The sequence below is a fragment of the Balneatrix alpica DSM 16621 genome (assembly GCF_000619885.1).
Classification (GTDB): Bacteria; Pseudomonadota; Gammaproteobacteria; order Pseudomonadales; family Balneatricaceae; genus Balneatrix; species Balneatrix alpica.
In genome coordinates, this window is record NZ_JHUZ01000011.1 from 218,010 (window position 1) to 240,576 (window position 22,567).

At 54.1% G+C, this 22,567-nt stretch carries 21 protein-coding genes and 1 pseudogene; 5 read left to right on the forward strand and 17 right to left on the reverse strand.

The window, feature by feature from the left end; genetic code table 11:
• Positions 1–1,108: 1,108 nt before the first annotated feature.
• The 3 genes from Q334_RS0105055 to Q334_RS0105065 all read right to left on the reverse strand — a co-directional run bounded on the left by Q334_RS0105055 (position 1,109) and on the right by Q334_RS0105065 (position 4,632).
• Positions 1,109–2,488 (reverse strand): YjiH family protein, encoded by a 1,380-nt coding sequence (locus Q334_RS0105055; RefSeq protein ID WP_027312257.1) that lies wholly within the window; start codon positions 2,486–2,488, stop codon positions 1,109–1,111.
• Between the two features lie 151 nt (positions 2,489–2,639).
• A complete protein-coding gene (locus Q334_RS0105060) occupies positions 2,640–3,458 on the reverse strand; it encodes a carbon-nitrogen hydrolase family protein (RefSeq protein WP_027312258.1) in 819 nt (272 codons plus the stop codon).
• Positions 3,459–3,468: 10 nt separating this feature from the next.
• Complete coding sequence (locus tag Q334_RS0105065) at positions 3,469–4,632, reverse strand: methionine aminotransferase (protein WP_027312259.1); 1,164 nt, start codon at positions 4,630–4,632, stop codon at positions 3,469–3,471.
• Positions 4,633–4,762: 130 nt separating this feature from the next.
• Here Q334_RS0105065 and Q334_RS0105070 point away from each other — a divergent pair, with 130 nt between their 5' ends.
• Positions 4,763–5,635, forward strand: a complete 873-nt coding sequence (locus Q334_RS0105070) for a LysR substrate-binding domain-containing protein (protein WP_027312260.1) — start codon at positions 4,763–4,765, stop codon at positions 5,633–5,635.
• A gap of 225 nt (positions 5,636–5,860) precedes the next feature.
• Here the strand turns inward: Q334_RS0105070 and Q334_RS0105075 are convergent, their stop codons facing one another.
• Together Q334_RS0105075 and Q334_RS0105080 are read right to left on the reverse strand one after the other, a co-directional pair.
• Positions 5,861–6,457: a GNAT family N-acetyltransferase gene (locus tag Q334_RS0105075; RefSeq protein WP_027312261.1), complete on the reverse strand. Its 597-nt coding sequence runs from the start codon at positions 6,455–6,457 to the stop codon at positions 5,861–5,863.
• Between the two features lie 149 nt (positions 6,458–6,606).
• Positions 6,607–7,005, reverse strand: a complete 399-nt coding sequence (locus Q334_RS0105080) for a VOC family protein (protein ID WP_027312262.1) — start codon at positions 7,003–7,005, stop codon at positions 6,607–6,609.
• 261 nt (positions 7,006–7,266) lie between these two features.
• Here Q334_RS0105080 and Q334_RS18060 point away from each other — a divergent pair, with 261 nt between their 5' ends.
• A complete protein-coding gene (locus Q334_RS18060; protein ID WP_155888957.1) occupies positions 7,267–7,569 on the forward strand; it encodes a type II toxin-antitoxin system PemK/MazF family toxin in 303 nt (100 codons plus the stop codon).
• A 208-nt stretch (positions 7,570–7,777) separates the two neighbouring features.
• Here Q334_RS18060 and Q334_RS0105090 read toward each other — a convergent pair whose 3' ends face one another.
• The 3 genes and pseudogenes from Q334_RS0105090 to Q334_RS18065 form a co-directional block, all read right to left on the reverse strand.
• Positions 7,778–8,371, reverse strand: a complete 594-nt coding sequence (locus Q334_RS0105090; RefSeq protein ID WP_027312263.1) for a hypothetical protein — start codon at positions 8,369–8,371, stop codon at positions 7,778–7,780.
• A 154-nt stretch (positions 8,372–8,525) separates the two neighbouring features.
• Positions 8,526–8,822, reverse strand: a complete 297-nt coding sequence (locus tag Q334_RS0105095) for a hypothetical protein (protein ID WP_027312264.1) — start codon at positions 8,820–8,822, stop codon at positions 8,526–8,528.
• A 117-nt stretch (positions 8,823–8,939) separates the two neighbouring features.
• A pseudogene (locus Q334_RS18065) lies at positions 8,940–9,422 on the reverse strand (HEPN family nuclease).
• Positions 9,423–10,541: 1,119 nt separating this feature from the next.
• Between Q334_RS18065 and Q334_RS0105105 the strand changes: the two are divergent.
• Positions 10,542–12,029, forward strand: a complete 1,488-nt coding sequence (locus Q334_RS0105105; protein ID WP_027312265.1) for an AMP nucleosidase — start codon at positions 10,542–10,544, stop codon at positions 12,027–12,029.
• A gap of 99 nt (positions 12,030–12,128) precedes the next feature.
• Here Q334_RS0105105 and Q334_RS0105110 read toward each other — a convergent pair whose 3' ends face one another.
• The 8 genes from Q334_RS0105110 to ilvC form a co-directional block, all read right to left on the reverse strand.
• A complete protein-coding gene (locus Q334_RS0105110; protein ID WP_027312266.1) occupies positions 12,129–12,506 on the reverse strand; it encodes a hypothetical protein in 378 nt (125 codons plus the stop codon).
• Positions 12,506–12,982 (reverse strand): DUF2489 domain-containing protein, encoded by a 477-nt coding sequence (locus Q334_RS18070; protein WP_051527531.1) that lies wholly within the window; start codon positions 12,980–12,982, stop codon positions 12,506–12,508. The genes Q334_RS0105110 and Q334_RS18070 overlap by 1 nt, the downstream gene beginning before the upstream one ends.
• Positions 12,982–13,731: a tRNA-uridine aminocarboxypropyltransferase gene (locus Q334_RS18075; RefSeq protein ID WP_051527532.1), complete on the reverse strand. Its 750-nt coding sequence runs from the start codon at positions 13,729–13,731 to the stop codon at positions 12,982–12,984. Before Q334_RS18075 ends, Q334_RS18070 begins: the two co-directional genes overlap by 1 nt.
• On the reverse strand, positions 13,728–15,356 hold the full coding sequence (locus Q334_RS0105125) for an NAD+ synthase (RefSeq protein WP_027312267.1): 1,629 nt from the start codon (positions 15,354–15,356) through the stop codon (positions 13,728–13,730). Before Q334_RS0105125 ends, Q334_RS18075 begins: the two co-directional genes overlap by 4 nt.
• 36 nt (positions 15,357–15,392) lie before the next feature.
• Positions 15,393–16,016 carry a protein-methionine-sulfoxide reductase heme-binding subunit MsrQ gene (locus tag Q334_RS0105130; protein ID WP_035460825.1) on the reverse strand — a complete coding sequence of 208 codons (624 nt, stop codon included), beginning with the start codon at positions 16,014–16,016 and terminating at the stop codon, positions 15,393–15,395.
• Entirely contained in the window at positions 16,007–17,002 is a 996-nt protein-coding gene (gene msrP / locus Q334_RS0105135) for a protein-methionine-sulfoxide reductase catalytic subunit MsrP (protein WP_027312269.1), read from the reverse strand. Before msrP ends, Q334_RS0105130 begins: the two co-directional genes overlap by 10 nt.
• A gap of 144 nt (positions 17,003–17,146) precedes the next feature.
• On the reverse strand, positions 17,147–17,971 hold the full coding sequence (pssA, locus tag Q334_RS0105140) for a CDP-diacylglycerol--serine O-phosphatidyltransferase (RefSeq protein WP_027312270.1): 825 nt from the start codon (positions 17,969–17,971) through the stop codon (positions 17,147–17,149).
• A gap of 126 nt (positions 17,972–18,097) precedes the next feature.
• The gene (ilvC, locus tag Q334_RS0105145; protein WP_027312271.1) at positions 18,098–19,114 is read right to left on the reverse strand and encodes a ketol-acid reductoisomerase; all 1,017 of its coding nucleotides are present in this window, start codon (positions 19,112–19,114) and stop codon (positions 18,098–18,100) included.
• A gap of 228 nt (positions 19,115–19,342) precedes the next feature.
• On the opposite strand from ilvC, the gene ilvY reads away from it, so the two are divergent.
• A complete protein-coding gene (gene ilvY, locus Q334_RS0105155) occupies positions 19,343–20,239 on the forward strand; it encodes an HTH-type transcriptional activator IlvY (protein ID WP_027312272.1) in 897 nt (298 codons plus the stop codon).
• A gap of 85 nt (positions 20,240–20,324) precedes the next feature.
• Positions 20,325–21,971 (forward strand): DEAD/DEAH box helicase, encoded by a 1,647-nt coding sequence (locus Q334_RS0105160; protein ID WP_027312273.1) that lies wholly within the window; start codon positions 20,325–20,327, stop codon positions 21,969–21,971.
• Here Q334_RS0105160 and Q334_RS0105165 read toward each other — a convergent pair.
• Positions 21,946–22,485, reverse strand: a complete 540-nt coding sequence (locus tag Q334_RS0105165; RefSeq protein ID WP_027312274.1) for a cupin domain-containing protein — start codon at positions 22,483–22,485, stop codon at positions 21,946–21,948. The two genes, Q334_RS0105160 and Q334_RS0105165, sit on opposite strands and share 26 nt — an antisense overlap.
• Between the last annotated feature and the right edge of the window lie 82 nt (positions 22,486–22,567).

Sequence of the window (22,567 nt, forward strand, 5' to 3'; positions counted from 1 at the left end):
AAGGCTAGAGCAAAACAGGCAAACTTGGGTAGAAAAACACGCACACTTATACCTCACTACAAAATATACTGCTTAAATTACCAGCCAAACAACAAGGTGCGTCATCCGATATAAGGGCACCCTGTTGGAAGGCGCCTGCGGCTTTTCCAACCTACAACCAAGATGACAGGCAACGAACCGCCCCAGGAGTCAGCGTCTTGTGGACTCGCAGGGTGACTGCGGGGGCGAGCAGGACGCGAGCCCAGCTTAGCGCGCCTGGATGGCGCATCTAAGCGTCCGCACCAAGACCAAGCGGGAGCAAGTTGCGCTGACGCGGGGCAGTCTTTTTGGTGACTTTTTTGACGCTTGAAAAAAGTCACTCGCCCGTAGGGTGAAACCCTTTAGCGTTTCCACGCAGGTGTATGGGCAGAAACCTAAGAGCTGTCACGTAGGTCGGATAAGCCACCCCGTGGCGCCATCCGACATAAGGGCTCCCTGTTGGAAGGCGCCTGCGGCTTTTCCAACCTACAACCAAGATGGCAGGCAACGAACCGCCCCAGGAGTCAGCGCCTTGTGGACGCGCAGGGTGACTGCGGGGGCGAGCAGGACGCAAGCCCAGCTTAGCGCGCCTGGATGGCGCATCTAAGCGTCCGCACCAAGACCAAGCGGGAGCAAGTTGCGCTGACGCGGGGCAGTCTTTTTGGTGACTTTTTTGACGCTTGAAAAAAGTCACTCGCCCGTAGGGTGAAACCCTTTAGCGTTTCCACGCAGGTGTATGGGCAGAAACCTAAGAGCTGTCACGTAGGTCGGATAAGCCACCCCGTGGCGCCATCCGACATTGAGGCCCCCTGTTGGAAGGCGCCTGCGGCTTTTCCAACCTACAACCCAAATAGCAGGCGATGAAGGGTCTATATCCAGGCCTAATGAAAGCAAGTTGGGCTGATGTATAGCAGCCTTTGCCGCAGGTAAAGTGTGATACCCGCACTATCACTGCCCCACAGCAGATAACCTCGGGCGTATCCCCTGCGCGGTAGCAACCGAACCCGGCAAACGCTCCCTGGCGATGCAAAAACAGCCGCCCTCATTCCGAGTGGCGGCTGCTTCTCCCGTGGCAGGGCTTTATACCCGTTTAACCCACAATTATGTGCCCAGCCAATGCCAGTAATGGCAGGCTAATAAGTGTACGCAACAGGAAAATAGCCAATAGCTGACGCACATTTAAGGGGATATTGGACTTTAAAATCAGCACGCCGATTTCTGACATATAAATCAATTGGGAGACTGACATGCCAGCAATCACAAAACGGGTTAGTTCAGACTCAATGCCTTTACCAATAACCGCAGGCAAAAACATATCGGCAAAGCCAACAATCATGGCCGGGGCGGCTGCCTGCGCTTCTGGCAAGCGCAGTAATTCCAATAGGGGCACAAACGGATAGGAGAGATATTGGAAGATAGGCGTGTATTCATTCAGGATTAACGCCACCGTCCCTATTGCCATAACCGCCGGGAATAAACCCATCCAGATATCAACAATATTTAAGGCGGAGTGTTTCGCTTGCTTACCGATCGGGTCAGCCTGGGCGGCCCGCTGACAAGCCCGTTGCAGCGCCAAGGGGAGACCCGTCAGGGTTTCATGCTCAGCGTTCTCAGCCAGTTGGCGCCCCGCAAAGTACGTTTGGGGTAAACGTGACAGAGGCGGTAAGCGGGGCACGATGATGGCGGTAATAATACCGACCACGCAGACGCTCAGGTAATAGGGCACAAACAGGTGATCAATATTGACAAAGCGGGCAATCACTAAACAAAAGGCCACTGAAACAATGGAGAAGTTGGTGGCAATCACTGCGGCTTCCCGTTGTGAATAAAACCCCTTGTCATACTGTTGAGCGGTAATCAGCACCCCTACGGTGCCCGCTCCCATCCAGGAGGCCAGCACATCAATGGCTGAGCGCCCCGGTAAGCGAAAGACCTTCTGAAAAATGCGCTGTAAAAAGGTGCCAACAAATTCCATTAGGCCGTAGTCCGTTAACACCGGTAGTAATACCACCGCTACCGCCAGATAGATAAAGATGGTCGGTGCTAGTTCATGCAGGATCGTGCCGCCAGTGTAACCATTGTAAACTGGCTCCAAGCCGACTTTGTGGTAGGTCATCACCGCAAAGATGCCACCGGCAAAGCGAATCAGGGTCCAGGTCCAGCTCACGTCAAATAACCGCAACAAGGCGGTGGCTTTACCATCCTCCGCCAAGGTAGGGCGCCACAGACGCATCATCAGTGATACTACCCCCGCCACCAGGGTCAGGTAGGCGATAAAGGTCACCAGGTAGGCATCCGCCAAGCTCTTTAGCCAATCAGCCAAGACTCCCATGCCAATGGTGACCTTGCCATCTACCGTAAAGGGCACCAAAAACATCAGCACCCCGAGCAGAGAGGGCAGCAGAAAACGCGCAAGCGATGCCCCCTCTTTCTGTTTTGTCGAGTCCAGCACCTGACTTGATTCAGTCATAGATAATCCCTCTTACTTTATTTCGTTGTTATTAAAAGAAGGTAAAAACGGCCACGCCGTTTTCGCATACTCACTCGGCACCGTTGCTCCATGCAGGCGAACAGCTAGCAAAGCACAGCGCACTATCCGCACCGACACGGTTGGCGGGCCCCTAGCTACCGAATAACGCCCTCCTATGCTTGAGTGCAGGCAATTGCTGGCGCACTTGCTCCAGTCGAGCAGCATCCAGCTGGGCAACCGCAATACCTGGCTGATCCCCTTCTACCCTGGCGAGTACCTCTCCCCAGGGGTCCAGAATCACACTGTGGCCAAAGGTTCGCTTACCGTTGGCATGCAACCCCACCTGCCCCGCTGCCAACACGAAGGCCTGGTTTTCAATTGCCCTGGCTTTTAGCAGCGCTAACCAATGCGCAGCGCCGGTGGTGGCGGTAAAAGCGGCTGGCACGCTAATCAGATCTGCAGCGGGGGCCGCACGGTAAAATTCGGGAAAGCGCAGGTCATAGCAGATGCTAGGGCGCAGGATGCCCCAGGGCAGTTCGACGCTCTGCTGTTGCTGCCCTGGGGTTTGGGTGTCGGATTCGCGATAGGCTTCTTCGCCATTATCAAAATCAAACAGGTGGCACTTGTCATAGCGCATCACCACCTCACCCTCGGGGTTAAACAGCAGGCTGGCGTTATAGAATTTGTCCGTATCCGCTGCGGCTAACGGCAGGGTGCCCGCCAGCAACCACAGGCCATGCTGCCTGGCCTGCTGCTGACAAAAACGCTGTAGCCTGCCCGTAGCCCAAGGCTCCGCCAGCGCCACCCTGTCGCTATCCTGGTGGGCCATGCAGTAAAAGTATTCCGGGAGCAGTACCAGTTCAGCCCCTGCAGCAGCGGCACGGGCAATAAGTTCCGCGGCGGCAATAAGATTGTCTTCAACCTGGGCTTGGCTATTCATTTGCACGACGGCAGCCATCACAGACTTCATCACCCGACTCCTACAGCTGACAGAGCGCGGCGGCAGCTTGTTGCAGCAGCTCATCACCACGGGCAAAAGATAAGCGGATCATTTTGTGATCGTTTTGCGGATTGGCACCGTCACGGTAGAAGGCCGAAAGCGGTAAGGCCGCCACCCTGTGCTGCTCAATCAAACGTTGAACGAAGTGGGCTTCCGGCTCATCGCTAATCGCGGAGTAGTCCGCCAGGATAAAGAAGGATCCCCGACTGGGTAGCAGGGAGAGCCTTGATGACGCCAGACATGAAACCAGCCTGTCCCTTTTGCGCTGGTAAAACTGGCTTAGACCCAGATAGGGCTCAGGGTCCAGCAAGTAGCTGGCTAAGGCATGCTGCATCGGGGTATCCGCAGAGAACATCATAAACTGATGCACTTTGCGCACCTCCGCCATGATCGCCTGCGGCGCCAAGCAGTAGCCAATCCGCCACCCTGTCACATGAAAGGTCTTGCCAAAGGAGGAGACAATCACACTGCGCTCTGCTAAGTCGGGGTAACGTGCCATGCTGTGATGCAGTGCGCCATCAAAGACGACGTGTTCATAAACCTCGTCGGAGAGAATGACAATCTTGCTGTGCTTAACCAACCGCTGCAGCTCGCTGATGTCCTCCTCGCTCAACGTCTGCCCCGTCGGATTGTGAGGCGAGTTGAGAATAATCATCCGCGTTGCCGGGGTAATTGCCGCACTTACCCGCTGCCAGTCAATCTTGAACTGTGGCGCCTGCATGGGGATGCCAATTGCCTTGCCACCTTGCAGCTCGACAATGGGGGCATAGCTATCAAAGGCGGGCTCAAAGAAGATCACCTCATCCCCCGGATGCACCAAAGCGCTGATGCTAGCGTACAGCGCCTCGCTGGCACTGGCGGTAATGGTGACCTCTGTCTCTTCCTGATAGCGCCTGCCATATAAACGCCAAACCTTCTCGGCCACCTGCTGGCGCAGTGCGCGCACCCCGGCCATCGGCGCATACTGGTTATGACCAGCCTGCATCGCCTGAGTGACTAAATTCACCAGAGTGGGATCACAAGGAAAATCAGGTGCCCCCTGGGCAAGATTGAGTGCCGAATGCCGCTCAATCTGCTCTGCAATCACACTGAAAATGGTTGTGCCGACATGCGGCAGCTTGCTGTTTACTGTCAGAGGAAGCACGGAATACGCTCCTGGATACGGCTTATTTGAATCAGGCCATTTCAAACCAGCCGCAGGCCCAGGAGTAGAGAAATGTTCGCATAGGACCTATGATGTTTTCGCATAGCTCGAACACTGCATGAGAGACAGGATGAAGCGCCTTCCCCCTTTTAACGCCTTGCATTCTTTTATGGTGACAGCCGAGCAACCCAGCTTTACCCATGCAGCTGAGGCGCTTCACCTGACCCAGGGTGCGGTCAGTCGACAAATTGCTGCGCTGGAGGAGTACCTCGGTTTTCCGCTGTTTCATCGCCATGCCCGCGGCCTTAAGCTGACGGAGAAAGGGCAACAGCTCCTGCCTAAAGTCGCCAAGCTGTTTAGCGACCTGGAAGCCACCCTCGATGAGATCGGTAGCCTGCAACCCACCCTGAAAATGAAGGTTCCCACCTGCGCGATGCGTTGGTTCTTTGCCTTGCTAAACACCTTTCAACAGCAGCACCCCAACCACCTGATTGAAGTCACCACCACCTTTGACCACAACGCTGACTTCAGCCGCGATGACTATCAGGCCGCCGTGGCCTATGGCCCCCAATCTGACCAGCTACACCAATATCCTTTATTCGATGAGCAACTGGTGCCGGTCTGCTCCCCCCAAATGCGCCATCTCCCCCTTGTTTGGGAAAGCCTCGACCAACTCAGCCAATTCACCTGGTTACACCCGAGCGCAGATCAAAGCGACTGGGCCCTGTGGTTAAAGCACAACCATGCCAGCCACCTGCACGCCAGCCGTAATCAGCATTTTGAAACCATGGATCTGGCGATTCAGGCAGCCCAGCAAGGCTACGGCATTGCCATGGCGGACCGCATCTTGGTGAAAGAGGATGTCAGTATGGGGCGCTTGCTGATTCCCTTTGATTTGCCGGTGAAAACCGGCAAATGCTATTGCCTGGCCTACCCAACCACTAGCAAAGAGCAACCAGACTTACGGGCCTTATTAAACTGGCTAAAAACCATCAGCATTTAACGCTGCCTTGCTTTGCTTAGCCGGTGGATATGGGACGCGTCGGGTGAAATAACGCCGTGACTTTATTGGTAGCTTATGTCGCTGTAAGTGCAGGTTTCGGTGAATTATCTGGCACCGTATGCATTGCCACCTAGAACCTAGGAACAAGAAACACAACAACCAAAAGCACCGCGGTTCATTGGAACTGCAAACGCCACGGGTTGACAGTCCCTCTTGAACTGTCTGTTAGGAAACCTTTTTTAAGTCTAGTTTCATTGTTGTTGCACCTGAAAAACCCACTAGCCATTTTAAATAAGGAAAGCTCTCACTCTTTAGTGCGACAAACCCTTTTGACTCATACAGCTTTCTCGCTCTCGGATTACTGTCGATAACGTCTAACCTTATTGATTCAAAGTTATTTTCTTTCGCATAGGTAATAATCTGATCTAGTAATAAAGAACCAATACCTTGCCCACGAAACTCACTATCAACAGCGATACCATCCATAACCAACTCCCGCTCTTCCGGCTCACGCTCAAATAAGCTGAAAACAAAGCATGCCCATAGCCCTCCGAGAAAACCAAGTTGTTCGATTAAACCAGTAGCTCCAATTCCTCCTGTCAGAGAGCCTGACGCAACTTTAAAGCCTGCCAAGCCAACCAACTTTTTATCGGAGAACGCAGCAAACGAGTAGTCAGGAACAAAACTTTTTGACAGAAAATTAAGACGTTTATTTTTATCCGGTATGGCTCGACAGAACTTCAAACCAAATGCTTCTTCATATAGCTCAGCCACCAAAAGCGAACTGGATAAATCCCAACCTCTTGCAACATGAATTGCCATCTTATGAATCCTTTTATTTGCCTAACACCACGCTAAGGGGTGAATGCCATATAAACCATCCTTCTACAGACCACTTTAACCACTAAAATCACCATAAACTAAAAATTCCACGCGAGATGATTCATGCCTGAATACCTTGCTGTGTTGTTTTAAGCACCCGCCCAGAAAAATTCCACCCTAATACCGCTTGGGTCGTAACACATCAAATGCTTTGCTGGCCCTGATTTTACAAGCTCTGGACCAAATTCAATTTCGATGCCTGAGCTAACAAACTGGTCATGCAATTGATTTAGTTGTACTTCTTTTTCTACGAGCAAAGCCAAGTGATGCAAACCAACATTTGCTTTTCTGTCAAAGGGTATTGCACTTTCTGTCTTAGACGCCCATAGAGTAAGCATGACATGTCCATCACTGACAAATATTGCTGGGTAATCCGGATTCCTTTTTACTTCACTCCAACCTAGTTGTTCAGTGAAAAATTTCGCACTTGCTTCAAGATTAGATACTGTTAATCCTACGTGGTGTATCCCTTTTGTTAACGCCTTCACTTTTATCACCTTATTCAATCAATTTGTCATAATAAAAACGATGTACAGGATGGAAAATGTTATCGATGCTACCGACCCAAGCTCTCCTAAAGTGAAGCTCCCCTTTAGCGAAGCCTTTTTGTAGCAGGGCTTAGATAGCCATAGCGCGCACTCTGATGAGGTTGCACGACCTATCAAAGCTGAACTGGGAGCTTAATGCAAAACTATCTCCCAGATCGCACCACATTATTTTTTAAACTTTGAGCCCTTTAAGGTAAAGAAATTGGTAAGTGTCGTCTTGCTCTAGTGCTGCCCCCCCCCCCCCCCAAACAGTACAACAAGCAAACCGATCTGTTGATCTGTTACCCCATCAGCACCAGCATTCGTGGTCATGCAACCGAAGTACCTGTTAGTAACTTTGAGCAACCTTCAGTGGTCGCCACTAGCCTGATCCAAACCCTGTCATGGCAAGAGCGCAAAGCTAAATTCGTCTGCAAAGCAGAAAACAGCGTATTCGATAAAGCGCTCGTGCGTATTATCCCTTTGATTGGGCTGACCGAGTCAAAAGCTGACTTATCGCATTGAGATTAAACAAGCCAACCCTTTTCTTTTACGAGGACTTCTAATACTCGACTTCCTATTTCAGTCTCTATGCTAGTGATTTTCATCTTTTCCGTTCACATAACGCCTAGTTCAGCGGCACCGGTCATGTAGTAGCTTTTTGGACAAAGATGCCGAAGGCATGCTCAAAACGCCGCGGAGTGTTCGGGTTCCGCTGGAACTACTTGTTCATTCACGTCCGTTTCTGAAAAAGATTAGTGAGTACCTTGCTTGATGGTTGAACGTTCCAGCGCCAAACATTAGGTTCGCAATACAAAGCATACTGCTCAAACCACCAAGCAAGATGCTTCGTTGGCGTTCTTCGCTGATCGAGCAACACCAACAGCTCCGATAGCTGAGGCTGCCGCCGCACTAAGGCTTCAATTCTGTATGCGTTAAAACGATAAATGACCGCCTTTTTCCCAGACTTCAGATAATTCTCCAGATTATCTTCCCCTTTTCCCGCCCTCATCTCCGCATGATGAAAATTTTTCCCATTAAGACCATCTCCGCGGAACATCCGGTCTTGCGTCTGCGCTCCAATATATAGGCGATCTTGAGCTGAAAGCTGACTGAGTTCCGCCCCCAAAGGAACAGCAACGTACAACCAAGACTCTCCGCTGCCACACTTTCTTGCGTGAAGGATGCTGTCAATTATCGGTAATCCACGAAATTTTCTTGTTTTCGTTACATAATCATAAGTTTTCGATGGGTTGATACCGTTCAGCGTCACATATTTCTGCGCTAATGAAGAAATCTCTGGAATCAGATCCAATCTGGTAGTCACAACCTTTCCTTTTCTTAAACCTAACGCCTTGCTCACCGGAAAATTGCGAGCGCAGCGAGTAATATATAAGAGGTTTGAGCATAAGAACATCACGCGCTAACACCCAAAACACCGCGCGAGCGTAGCGAGTTCGGTACCTTTGCTTGTTATGTTTTTATTTCTTATTTTCTGTCCCAAAGCCAAATAAGTATCCTGCGATTGCGCCAAGTATTCCAATAGCAGCCGCTTCGGAAGTTAGATTTAGAACGGCCAACATACTGGCAAAATTAGCAACTATAACTATTCCAGCGATACGAACATTAAATACGCCAAAACCGTCTTTCATATGGGCAAAAACTTTGATGACTGAAAATATGCCAAAACCAATAACCGCCAAAATAGCAATACCTCTATTTATATCTATTTCTACAACACCTTCAAAAACGTTTCCACAATTTCCTCCTAAAAACACAACGCCGCGTTAAGTAGTGAGCAACGCTAACACCTAACCTAAACAATTGCCCCGTAAACACAAAACTAAATTTGAACTGAGAATGCCAAGCATTGCGAATCTGTCTTTAACGCTTTGTTATGCCTGTTCTCGATGACGTTGTTGACGCCGCACGCTATCCACCAATAGTTGAGCATAGCCTCGTAGAAATGGAAAAATTTCTTCGGCATGGAAGCGCGCATAAATTTGACCATTATCCGTATCTTTGAAGTTAACAAAATTTACCAAATGGTGTTGGTCGATTGATTCAACTTCAATACCAAAGTGGGCAATAGAATTCCTCATTTTAACAATTAGCTGGCGCAATGTATTTTGTGAATCTGGCAAGTCAGAATGAATAATGCCCATATATTGCTTAAACCGCATTGTTAAACGCTCATCTGGAATTGCATTAAGCACTCACTCTTTAGGCATCACAATTAACCCCAATAGGCAATTAAGCGTCAACGTATAGTTAAACTGTCTCTCAAATGATTCATCAACGATCAGCTGATTATATTGTTCAATTAATTCAACAGTACGAGCCACAAAGTCTTGCTCGAAGTTTCTATAATTTCCCATGTGTACCCTTACTCAATGAATAGGCATAACATTTAAATACTGCCATGCTCATTTTCTCTCTCAAGAAGAATCAGCAAGAGTCATGCTAAGCATTTGAAATTAAAATATAAAAGTCGACTTCAGAACTGACTTTCTCCGTCAAAAACGCGCATGCGCGTTTTTCTGCAAAGCATTGCGCGTTATCTTGCAGCGTGCTTTCCCTACCAGGTTGATATTCGTTCAATTTTTCAAGAAAGGCTAGAGTAAAACAAGCAAACTTGGGTAGAAAAACACGCACACTTATACTCCACCACAAAATATACTGCTTAAATTACCAGCCAAACAACAACGTGCGTCATCCAATATAAGGGCATCCTGTTGGAAGGCGCCTGCGGCTTTTCCAACCTACAACCAAGATGACAGGCAACGAACCGCCCCAGGTGTCAGCGCCTTGTGGACGCGCTAGATGAAATAATGCCGTTGCCTCATTGGTGGCCGATTTCGCTATAAGTGCGGGTTCCGGTGAGTTATCCGGCCCCGTATGCGTTCCCACGTAGAACGTGGGAACGAGAATAGCAGGCAACGAACCGCCCCAGGAGTCAGCGCCTTGTGGACGCACAGGGTGAAATAATGCCGTTGCCTCATTGGTGGCCGATTTCGCTATAAGTGCGGGTTCCGATGAGTTATCTGGCACCCGTATGCATTCCCACATAGAACGTGGGAACGAGAATAGCAGGCAACGAACCGCCCCAGGTGTCAGCGCCTTATGGACGCGCTGGATGAAATAACGCCGCGACTTCATTAATGGCAGCTTTGGCTGTGCGTGCGGGTTCCGGTGAGTTATCTGGCACCCGTATGCATTCCCACGTAGAACGTGGGAACGAGAAGAAAGGCCCAATACGTAGGTCGGATAAGCCACCCCGTGGCGCCATCCGACATAAGGGCATCCGCCTGGACTATTGCAAGCGATGCCTGACCACTGCAGCTAATCCCCTCTACCACCAATCACCCCGTCACCATACATTTAACGATCACTCCCTAACCCTTCCTTGTCATCTTTATCCTGCACGCTAGCCATAGCCAAATCCTGTATGACAGGCCACACTGAGCCTAACCACCGCAGACAGCCAAGGAGCGAATATGGCAGACATCTTCCCCAGTATCGAAAGCCCCGAGGCGATCGGCTTTGAGTCCTTCCGGGATGCCGCCAGTGCCGTGGCCCGCCTGGAGCATATCTATGCACGCAATACCGCCTGGCTGCGCCAACGCTTTGCTGCGGTGCTGCAGGGGGATATTCCCGAGGGGCGGGTGCGGGCCTGTTATCCGATGATCCGCTTTGTCAGCACCAGCCACAGCGCCATCGACTCGCGTCTGGCCTATGGCTATGTGCCCGGCCCTGGCGTTTATACCACCACGGTTTCCCGTCCATCGTTGTATCGCAATTATTTACAGGAGCAGTTGGCGCTGTTGATCCATAACCATGATAGCGAGGTGGAGATCGGCGAAAGCGATGTGCCCATTGCCCTGCATTTCTCCTTCGATGAGACCGCCCATATTGATGGCGAAGCAGTGGAGAATCTGCCCAAGGCCTTGCGTGATATGTTCGATGTGCCGGATTTGGCCATTATGGACGATGCCATCGTTAACGGTACGGTGGAGCTGCAGCCAGGGGCACCGATGCCGCTGGCCCCCTTTACCGGGCCGAGGGTGGACTATTCCCTCTATCGCTTACAACACTATACCGCTACCCGTCCGCAGCATTTTCAGAACTATGTGCTGTTCACCAACTATGCCTTCTATATTGATGAATTTGCCGCCAAAGCGCGGCAGATGATGGCGGAGGGTAACAGTGACTACGAGGCTTTTATCGAGCCGGGCAACCTGATTACCCGCTCTGGCGAAACCAGCCCCAGTGAAGGCCAGGCACCGGCCCGGCAACCACAGATGCCGGCTTACCACCTGGTGCGCAAGGATAATTCCGGTATCACCCTAGTCAATATTGGTGTCGGCCCGTCCAACGCCAAAACCATTACTGATCATATTGCCGTACTGCGCCCCCACGCCTGGCTGATGCTCGGCCACTGCGCCGGGCTACGCAATACCCAGCGCCTGGGGGACTATGTGCTGGCCCACGGTTATGTGCGGGAGGATCACGTGCTGGATGCCGATCTGCCAAGCTGGGTGCCGATTCCCCCTCTGGCGGAGGTGCAGGTAGCGCTGGAGCAGGCGGTGGAGGATATCACCGGGCTGGATGAGTGGGAGTTGAAGAAGATTATGCGCACCGGCACGGTGGCCACCATTGATAACCGCAATTGGGAATTACGTGATCACCGCGAGCCGGTGGAGCGTTTCTCCCAATCTCGCGCAGTCGCGCTGGATATGGAATCCGCCACCATTGCCGCCAATGGTTTTCGCTTCCGCGTGCCTTACGGCACCCTGCTGTGTGTGTCGGACAAACCCCTGCACGGCGAATTAAAGCTGCCTGGGATGGCCAGTGATTTTTATCGTCGCCAGGTCAGTCAACACCTGGAAATCGGTATGCTAGCGATGGAGAAACTGCGCGCCATGCCGCCGGAGCGCCTGCACTCACGCAAGCTGCGCAGCTTTGTTGAGACCGCCTTCCAGTAGTTTGCTCGCCACCTTGGATGCCTCCACCAAGCAGGTGGAGGCCATTTCACTTCTTAGCCCCTCTGGCCGCCTTATTCGACAGGGCTGAGCAGTATCAGGCTAAAAATCCCGCCCGTAGGGCTCATTGGCTTTAAGCTTTTTCACCTCTTGCAGGATCAGCTTGGCGGCCTCCCGTCCGGCACGGTTGTAGAGGTAGCCATTAATCCCATGGGGATAGGGTGGATGCTGATCATCCCCCTCTTCCAGCGCCACACAACGCACGCGGATGGCCTCCAGCTCAGGGTCATGCTGGATCGGCATGCCGATAAACAGCTCCCACTCTTCTCGGCTGGTGTAGCCATCAATCAGGCCTTGCAGCAGCTCTTCCACCTTGCTGCGGCTGGGGCGATAGCTGGGCACTCCCATGCGGCTAAAGCCCCACCAGGTAAAGAGGATGACCACCAGGGTCAGCAGGAAGGAGACCAGCAACGTCAGCATCAGTGTCCGGCCCAGTTGATGCCACGCAGATAACGCACAGCCGCACGGATGGGGGCTTCCAGCTCCTGCTCCAGCTGCTCAATTTCTTTATGGAAGGCGTGACGCTGATTGATCTTGAGCTCGCGGAATTTTTCTTTACGGGGAATATGCTCGGTACGCTGCCATACCTGCTCCAACACCTGCAGTTCAGGCTGAGCGAGCAAGCCCGGGCGGAAGTTATCCAGCAGGCCCTTTAAGCGAATGCAGCCCTCGGTCAGCTCGCACTGGTTATCCTCCATGGCGGCGCTAATCACCTGGATACTCTCGATGATGTAATCACGCCGCTCCTGCGCCTTGGCGGCCAGCTCCGCCTCCTGTGCAGCCAACTCTGCCTTGCGCGTTTGTTCGGCTTGCCACAGGCGACGAATCATCAGACTCAGAAAAATAATCAGCCCACTGCCGAGGGCAATCAGTAGCCATTGACTGGCTGTACTCATCACACTTGCTCCTGTGTCATCTGCACGACTTGGCCACTCTGTTGGCGGCGGTAATCAGCCAGCCAGGCCCGCGCGGCGGCGGCAGGTTCCAGGCTCTGCCCCAGGCGACCTGCCACATAGTGTACGTTGAATACCTGGAAGTAGTTCTGCAGTACCTCGGCCGCTGGCTCCTGTGCCAGGCGCAGCAATTCGATTCCCACTTCTGCGGTACAGAGGTGATTTTCCTCCAACGCCTTGCGCAGCCCGTAACCAGAGCCTGCCTGGGGCTGAAAGCTAATCAAAGGCAGCTGTTGTAACCAGGGGCTTAAACGGAACATTCTGCGCGCCTGACGCCAGGTGCCATCAAGCAGAATAAAGACCGGGGTCTTGCCGAGCTGACGGGCAAAGGGCTGCAGGCGTTGCTGATCCCTCTCCTCATCGGCGGGAAACACCAGCCAGGGCTGATAGCGTGAATCCTGCAGCAGGGCCAACAGGCTGGCCGGTGGCTCGGTGCGGTGCCACTCGAATAAACGACTATTGGGCAACACGTCTTTAATCAAGCGGCCCGTATTGGTGGGTTTGTACTGCTCTTTTTTATGCAGAATAAGCCAAAACTCCACCTCAGCCTGGGCCTGTACCTGATAGTCACAAATACAGGTACTGTCCGGCAGGCCACAGCCCTGACAACGCTCAATCCGTGAACCCCGGGCATTAAACGGCTTGCGATAGGGCGCCAGATCAGTGCGCCCGACTTCTAACTCCAGTCTCATTCACCGATACGCCAGCCAGAGGTAATGGGGTAGCGACGGTCACGGCCAAAGGCGCGTGCCGTTAAGCGAGGGCCAATCGCCGCCTGCCGGCGCTTGTATTCGTTCAGGTCAACCAAACGCAATACCCGCAGCACATCCGCCTCGGCAAAACCCTGCTCGATGATGGCATGGGCGCTGTAGTCTTTCTCAACGTACAGTTCCAGGATGCGGTCCAACACCGGGTAGGGCGGCAGCGAGTCTTCATCCACCTGCCCTGGTGCCAGTTCGGCAGAGGGCGGACGGGTAATGACCCGCTCAGGAATTACCTGCCCTAGGCTGTTGCGGTAACGGGCCAGCTCAAATACCAGGGTCTTGGGCACATCCTTGAGCACATCGAAGCCGCCAGCCATATCGCCATAAAGGGTGGCATAGCCCACCGCCATTTCACTCTTGTTGCCGGTGGTCAGTACCAGGTAACCCAGCTTGTTCGACAGAGCCATCAACAGCACTCCACGGCAACGGGATTGCAGGTTTTCTTCGGTTTTATCCGCGCCGGTGCCGCTAAAGGAGTCCGCCAGGGTCGCCATAAAGCTCTCGTACATCGGCTCGATGGACATAACCTGGTAGTTCACCCCCATGTCGGTGGCTTGCTTGGCGGCATCTTCCAGACTCATATCAGAGGTATAGCGGAAGGGCATCATCACCGCTGCCACCCGCTCTTTACCCAGCGCATCGGCAGCCACTGCCAGGGTCAGGGCCGAATCTATCCCTCCGGATAAGCCCAGCACCACCCCCTTAAAACCATTCTTGTTGACGTAATCCCGCACCCCCATCACCAGTGCCTGATAGGCAGACTCCAGCTTGCCCGGTGCAGCTCGCAGGGGTTGGGGCACAGGTTTGATTTGCCCTTCCAGACAGAAATCGACCGGATACAGCGCCTCGGTAAAACAGGGAACCGATACGGCCAAGTCGCCTTCGGCATCCATCACCATTGAGCCACCGTCAAAGATCAGCTCATCCTGGCCACCAACCTGATTGACATAGAGGATCGGGCAACCGGCCTGACGGGCACGCTCCACCAGCAGCTTACGGCGCTCTTCCCACTTACCGAGATGGAAGGGTGAAGCATTGAGGTTAATCACCAGCTCAGCGCCCGCTTCACGAGCCTGCAACACAGGCTGGGGCAGCCACATATCTTCGCAGATGGTGATCGCCACCGGACGCCCTTTGATATCCACCACGCAGGGGGAGTGCCCCGCGACAAAGTAGCGTTTCTCATCAAACACCTGATAGTTCGGCAGGTTCTGTTTGCGATACACCGCCTGGATGGCGCCATCGGCAATCACTGCAGCCTGGTTGTACAGCCCCTCCGGCTCGCGCCAGGGATAGCCCAGCACCAGGGTGATGCCCTCAACCTCCGCACACACCTGCTCCAGCGCACGGCTCACCCGCAGTTGCAGGCTGGGGCGCAGCAGCAGATCTTCAGGGGGATAACCGGTCAGGGTTAGCTCGGGGAACACGATCACATCGGCCTGATGCTGGTCGCGCGCCTGCTTGGCGGCGTTGATTACCTTGGCGGCGTTACCGGGGATATCCCCCACCAGCATATCCAGTTGTGCCATTACCACGCGCAATGTGGCTGTCATTGCCCTGGGCTCCTCAATGCGAATTTGGAAGGGGCGTTATTTTCCGGCAAAGCGCGGCGTTTGGCAAAGCTTACGGCGTTGCCGATGCAGCCGATAACCCAGTAAAAACAGCACCAACACCGCGTAAACTGTGGCTTCCAGGTAACTTGAACGCACCTGTAAGAAAAGATGTAACCAGCCTAATAACAGGGCCGCATAGACGCTACGGTGCAGCGGTTGCCAGTAGCGTCCCAATCGCCGTACCAGGGGTTTGTAGGACGTCACCCCCAGCACCAGCAAAATCAGCAGGGCCGGCATCCCTAATAAAATGTAGGGACGCTTCAGGGTTTCCCGCGCCAGTTCAGCCAGGTCGCCACCCAGGATGAACCAGTAAAAGCACAGCAGGTGCAGCAGCCCATAGGCCAATGACCACAGCCCCAGCATGCGCCGATGGCGGCCCAAGGCGTGCCAACCCAGCAACTGACGCGCAGGTGTCACGCTAAGGGTGAGCACGAGCAGATTGAGGGTCCACTCACCAGTAAACCACACCAGGGTTTTGGCTGGATCGGCACCCAGTTGCTGGTTAAGCAAACCCCAGCCTAACCACAGCAAAGGCATCGCCGCCAATAACCAGAGCAGCCAGCCGGCCCAGGGTTTGGCCAACAGACGATTTAGTACCATTGGCGCAAATCCATGCCGCTGTACAGGCTGGCCACCTCTGCGCCATAGCCGTTAAACGGCAGTGTTTCGATGATATTGGGACTGAGCAAACCACTGGGCAGACGTCGCTCCTTCGCCTGGCTCCAACGCGGATGATCCACCGCCGGGTTCACATTAGCGTAAAAACCATATTCCCGTGGTGCACTGAGGTTCCAGGTAGTGGGAGGCTGCTGTTCGGTCAGCTCAATCTTGACAATGGATTTGATGCTCTTAAAGCCATACTTCCAGGGCACCACCAAGCGCAGTGGGGCGCCATTCTGGTTCGGCAGAATACGGCCATACAAACCAACCGCCAGAATCGTCAGCGGGTGCATGGCCTCATCCAGCCGTAAGCCTTCCACATAGGGCCAGTCCAGGCTGGAAAACAGGCTCGACTGCGCCGGCATTTGTTCCGGATCATGCAGGGTGGTAAAGGCCACATACTTGGCACTGCCCTGAGGCTCAAAGCGCTGTAACAGGCTAGCCAGCGGAAAGCCAATCCAGGGAATCACCATCGACCAGGCCTCGACACAACGCAGGCGGTAGATGCGTTCTTCCAGCGCCATCCCCTTGAGCAGATCCTCCAGATGATAGGTACCGGGTTTGTTGACTAATCCTGTTACCTCCACCTGCCAGGGATCGGGCTTCAGGCTATGGGCTTTGGCGACCGGATCATCCTTATCGAAGCCAAATTCATAGAAGTTGTTGTAATGGGTGCAGTGGTAATAGGGAGTCAGCTTTTCTGCAGGGGGCACATCGGCTTTGGCCGCAGCAATTTGCTGTGCGAGCCACTCTGGCCCCGCTACGACCTCGTCATGCAATTGACTCGGTGCTGCCTGACTGGCGCCCGGCCAAGCGGCCCAAGCGGCTCCAGCGGCGAGTCCCTGGATAAAGCGACGGCGATTGAGATAGGCCGACTCAGGGGTAATCTGTGAGCCGAGAATAGTGGGCGATTTTTTTATCAGCATAGAGACTCCTTAGGCGCCTGACACCCTGCCCTCTGGTAGGGTCAGTAGTGCTTGGACAGAGCCTCAAGGCAAAAGTGCCCGAGAAACAGCGACCGAAAAAGTAGCAGAAACCAACACCCCGGCCTGGGCCGGGGTGGGTTAAACTCAGAATTTGCGCTTCAGTTTGCGCAGATAAAGCGCCGGGCCAGACAGGCCATAGAGCAGGAACAGCCCCCAGAGCACGATAGCAGGATCATAGGACACCACAGCAAGTACCAGCGCTGCCGCCATCAGTGCCATTAACGGCACCCGCCCTTTCAGATCGACTTCCTTAAAGGAGTAGTAGCTCACATTACTCACCATCAGGATACCCGCAGCGGCCACTAACAAAGCCGCCCAATAGGACAGGCCGGTGCTGAGCACATGGTTCTCCGCTCCTACCCAGACCATCCCCGTAACCAGGGCAGCCGCAGCAGGACTGGGCAAACCGATAAAGTAGCGCTTATCCACCGCACCGATCTGCACATTAAAGCGTGCCAGGCGCAGGGCAGCTCCGGCCACATAGATAAAGGCGGCAATCCAACCGAGCTTGCCCAGGTTATCCAGCGTCCAGGTGAACGCCACCAACGCCGGTGCCACCCCGAAGGACACCATGTCCGCCAGGCTGTCGTATTCGGCGCCAAAGGCACTCTGGGTATTGGTCAGGCGGGCCACGCGCCCATCCAGACTATCGAGCACCATCGAGATAAAGATCGCCACACAGGCCTGGACAAAGTGACCATTCATCGCCGCCACGATGGCGTAAAAGCCAGAGAACAGCGCGGCAGTGGTAAAGAGGTTAGGTAACAGGTAAATGCTGCGATTGGGCTTTTGCTTAGGCTCTTCCACCTTGGACTCCTGTTGGGCTGGAGGCTGCTGCTCTGGACGCAAGGGCGTAACCGTCGTGGTGGGTGTCTTGTTTTCGTGATCATTGGGCTGGTTTACGGCCACAACATTCCCCTCAAAATAAACTCAGTGGCCTAATAATACGTTGCCCGCCTGAAAAAACAAAAGCGCAACCCGAAGGCTGCGCTTGTGCTACTAGGTTGTTGCGTACCGCTTTACCGCAACACTCGCTTAGTTGCGGGTCTTGTCGACCAGCTTGTTCGCGGAAATCCAGGGCATCATGCCACGCAGCTTCTCGCCTACCTGCTCGATGGGGTGAGCAGCGTTGTTACGACGACGGGCCGTCATGGAAGGATAGTTAGTCTGACCTTCGGCAATGAACATCTTGGCGTATTCACCGTTCTGGATACGCTTCAGGGCATTACGCATGGCTTCACGAGACTGCTCGTTGATTACCTCGGGGCCAGTCACGTACTCACCGTACTCCGCATTGTTGGAGATGGAGTAGTTCATGTTGGCGATGCCGCCTTCGTACATCAGGTCAACGATCAACTTCAGCTCGTGCAAGCACTCGAAGTAAGCCATCTCAGGGGCATAACCGGCTTCAACCAGGGTCTCAAAGCCCATCTTAACCAGCTCAACCGCGCCACCGCAGAGTACCGCCTGCTCACCGAACAGGTCAGTTTCAGTTTCGTCTTTGAAGGTAGTCTCGATGATACCGGTACGGCCACCGCCTACGCCGCAAGCGTAAGACAGGGCTACGTTTTTCGCCTGACCAGAAGCGTCCTGGAATACCGCGATCAAATCGGGGATACCACCACCCTTCACAAACTCAGAGCGCACAGTGTGACCAGGTGCCTTGGGAGCGATCATGATCACGTCCAGATCTTTACGCGGCTCGATCTGGTTGTAATGGATAGAGAAACCGTGAGCGAACGCCAGGGTAGCACCCTGCTTGATGTTGGGCTCGATTTCGTTCTTGTACAGCTGGCCCTGGAACTCGTCAGGAGTCAGGATCATCACCAGGTCAGCCGCAGCAACGGCAACAGCCACGTCAGCCACTTTCAGGCCAGCGCCTTCGGCTTTGGCACGGGAAGAAGAACCAGCACGCAGACCTACGGTCACGTCTACGCCAGAGTCTTTCAGGTTGCAGGCATGAGCATGGCCCTGAGAACCGTAACCGATGATGGCTACTTTCTTGCTCTGGATGATGGAAAGATCACAATCTTTATCGTAGTAAACTTGCATGGTCGTCTTCCTGAAAAGGGTGCTAAAAAGGAGGCGCCTTATCCTGGCTCGTTACTGACAAGCTGTTCATTGACGGCTTGTTCTGGCTGGATAACCTGGCTGCCTGGCAGCAGCGCCTGTAAGTCTTCAAAGGTTTGGGTGTTTGTTGGAAGCAACACTAAGGTAGTTTTTTCATTGCGTAAAATGATATAAACGCAACACTATATGCCGAATTAAGCAACACACCCTATGGATACCCGCCTGCTCAAGCATTTTCTCAGCCTGGCTGACCTGCTCCACTTTGGCCGCGCTGCCGAGGCATGCCACCTTAGCCCTTCCGCCCTGTCACGCAGCATTAAACAGCTGGAAGATGAACTCGGTGTGACGCTGTTTGAGCGGGATAACCGCAGCGTCAGCCTCACCCATGAGGGGCAGTTGTTTATTAACTATGCCCGCGACACCCTGCTGCAGTGGGATGAGATTCGCCACAGCCTGCAACAGGAAGCGCAGGAACTGCACGGCGAAGTCAGCATGTATTGCTCCGTCACCGCCAGCTACAGCTTTCTATACGAGTTGCTCAGCGAGTTTCGCCGCACCTATCCCAAGGTCGAGATCAAAGTCCATACCGGTGACCCGGACCTGGCCATCAACCGGGTACTGAGCGGCGCAGAAGACATCGCCATTGCCGCCTATCCACAAAGCCTGCCGGGAGAGCTGGCCTTCAAGCCCATTGCCCGCTCCCCGCTGCTGTTTATCGGCCCTCGCCAGCACCACGACTGGCAACAATTGGCGGAGGCCCCGGCCAGTGCCGAGAACTGGCAACATCTGCCGATGATCATTCCCGAGGTGGGGCTTGGCCGGGAATGGATTAACGCCTGGTTCTATCAACTGGGTTGCAGCCCCAACATCTATGCCCAGGTGGCCGGTAACGAGGCCATCGTCAGCATGGTCAGCCTGGGCTTTGGCATCGGCGTGGTGCCGCGCATCGTGCTGGACAACAGCCCCCTGCAGGAGGAGGTGCGTATTCTGGCGGTCGAGCCCGCCCTGCCCGCCTATGATGTCGGCCTGTTCACCCTCAACAAAAAACTGAAAAATCCACTAATCAACGCCTTTTGGCAGCAAATTAGCGCCCGTTTCCCGCAATAGTGCTGGCTTCTCAGGCTGCCCTTGGGTAAGCTGCGGACCCGGTCAACCCTTGTTGGCCGTTGTCCTCCATTATGTAGAAGAGTCTATGAGTTTCGCCTCCCTGGGCCTGTCCTCCCCCCTGTTACAAGCCATTGCCAAACAAGGTTATGAACAACCTTCCCCGATCCAGCTAGAAGCCATCCCCGCTGTACTGCAAGGGGGAGATCTGATGGCCGCGGCCCAGACCGGCACCGGCAAGACCGCCGCCTTTACCCTGCCGCTGTTACAGCGCCTGGATGGCGGCCCACAAGTTAAAGCCAACCAGATTCGCGCCCTGGTATTGACCCCCACCCGCGAACTGGCCGCCCAGGTGCATGAAAGTGTGCAGACCTATGGCCAGCACCTGTCTCTGCGCAGCGCCGTGGTCTTTGGCGGGGTGAAGATTAACCCGCAGATGATACAACTGCGCCGTGGTGTCGACATTCTGGTGGCCACCCCGGGTCGCTTGCTTGATCTCTACCAGCAAAACGCCGTGCGCTTTAACCAGCTGGAAATCCTGGTATTGGATGAAGCCGACCGCATGCTGGATCTTGGCTTTATTCACGATATCCGCAAAATTCTGGCGCTGTTGCCCGCCAAGCGGCAGAACCTGTTGTTCTCCGCCACCTTCTCCGCCGAGATTCGCCAACTGGCCAAGGGTCTGTTGCAGCAACCGCTGGAGGTATCCGTCACTCCAGCCAACTCCACCACCACTCAGGTGGAACAATGGCTGTATCCGGTGGCAAAAAAACACAAAGCTGCCCTGCTTCATCAATTGATTCAACAGCAGCAGTGGCATCAATTACTGGTCTTTACCAAAACCAAGCATGGTGCCAATCGCTTAAGTCAGTTCCTGGAGAAGCAAGGTCTGAAGGCCGCAGCCATTCACGGCAACAAGAGCCAAGGTGCCCGTACCAAGGCACTGGCCGGTTTTAAACAGGGATCGATCCAGATTCTGGTGGCAACCGATATCGCCGCCCGCGGCCTGGATATCGAGCAACTGCCCTTAGTGGTCAACTATGAACTGCCCACCGTACCGGCGGACTATGTTCATCGTATTGGTCGTACCGGTCGTGCCGGCGCAACCGGCCAGGCTATTTCCCTGGTGGAAACGGAAGAAGCCAAACAACTGAAGGACATTGAACGCCTGATTGGCCAGCACCTTGAGCGTCGCCAACTACCCGGCTTTGCCCTTACCGAAGAGCTGCCGCAGACCGACCTGAGCCGTGGCCCGAAGAAGCCGAAAAAAGCCAAGCCCAGTGCAGAGGCCAGCAACGAAAAAGCAGGGGAATCACGCCCTGCTGCCAGCCAACCTCGTAAGCCTCGCCCAGCCAAACCCGCAGGTGAGCGCAGCGGTGACGGCCAGGCTCCGGCCAAGTCCAAGCGCCCGCAGCAGCCGAAGCCGCATTCGTCTAAGCCGCACGCATCTAAGCAACAGTCGTCTCAACAGCAGGCGCCTAAAGCAGCGCGCCGCTCAGAGTCAGAACAGGTTGCAGGGGATCGTCAGCCCAGGGGCCGCAAGCCTAACGCTGAGCAAGCAACTCGCCAGCGCTCCAGCCAGCAGCGCACGGACAACCGCCATGCGTCACGTTCTGCTCAAGGCTATGGGCAAACGCAAGGGCAGGCTAAACAGCAGGCAGGTCAGCAGGAACAGGGCAACGAAACGCGCCCCTCACGCCGTCCACGGGCTAGGTCGGCGGCGTCTGGGCACTGACAATCACGCAGGGCTGATCAAAGATATTGCGGAAACGATGGGGATGGTTGCTTTTAAAGTAGTAGCTGTCCCCAGCGCTCAAAATGGAGACCTGTAAGCCGACGGTCAGCTCGATTTGTCCACTGACCACTACCCCACCCTCTTCACCGGCATGGTTCAGCATCTCTTCACCGGTATCCGCCCCGGGGGGATAGACCTCATGCAGAATATCCATCGCCCGGTTTTTCAGCGGCGCACCCACCAGTTTCAGCATGACCTCACGGCTACCGATATCCGGCATCTGCTCAGCGGTAAAAACGCTTTGCTCGCTCGGTTCTAAATCCAGGGTAAAAAAATCACCGATCGACATGGGAATGCCCGCCAGTACCTTTTTCAAGGAACTGACAGAGGGGCTCACACCGTTCTTCTCGATCATCGACACAGTGCTATTGGTGACGCCGGCCCGCTTGGCCAGCTCGCGCTGAGAAAGCCCCGCCATTTGACGGATCAACCTTAACCTTTCACCTACATCCACTGCCTCACTCCTGCCAGGGCCAAACCTTCGGCATTCTATGCGGAAAGGGAGCAGTGAGCCACACTGCCCCCACTAATCACCT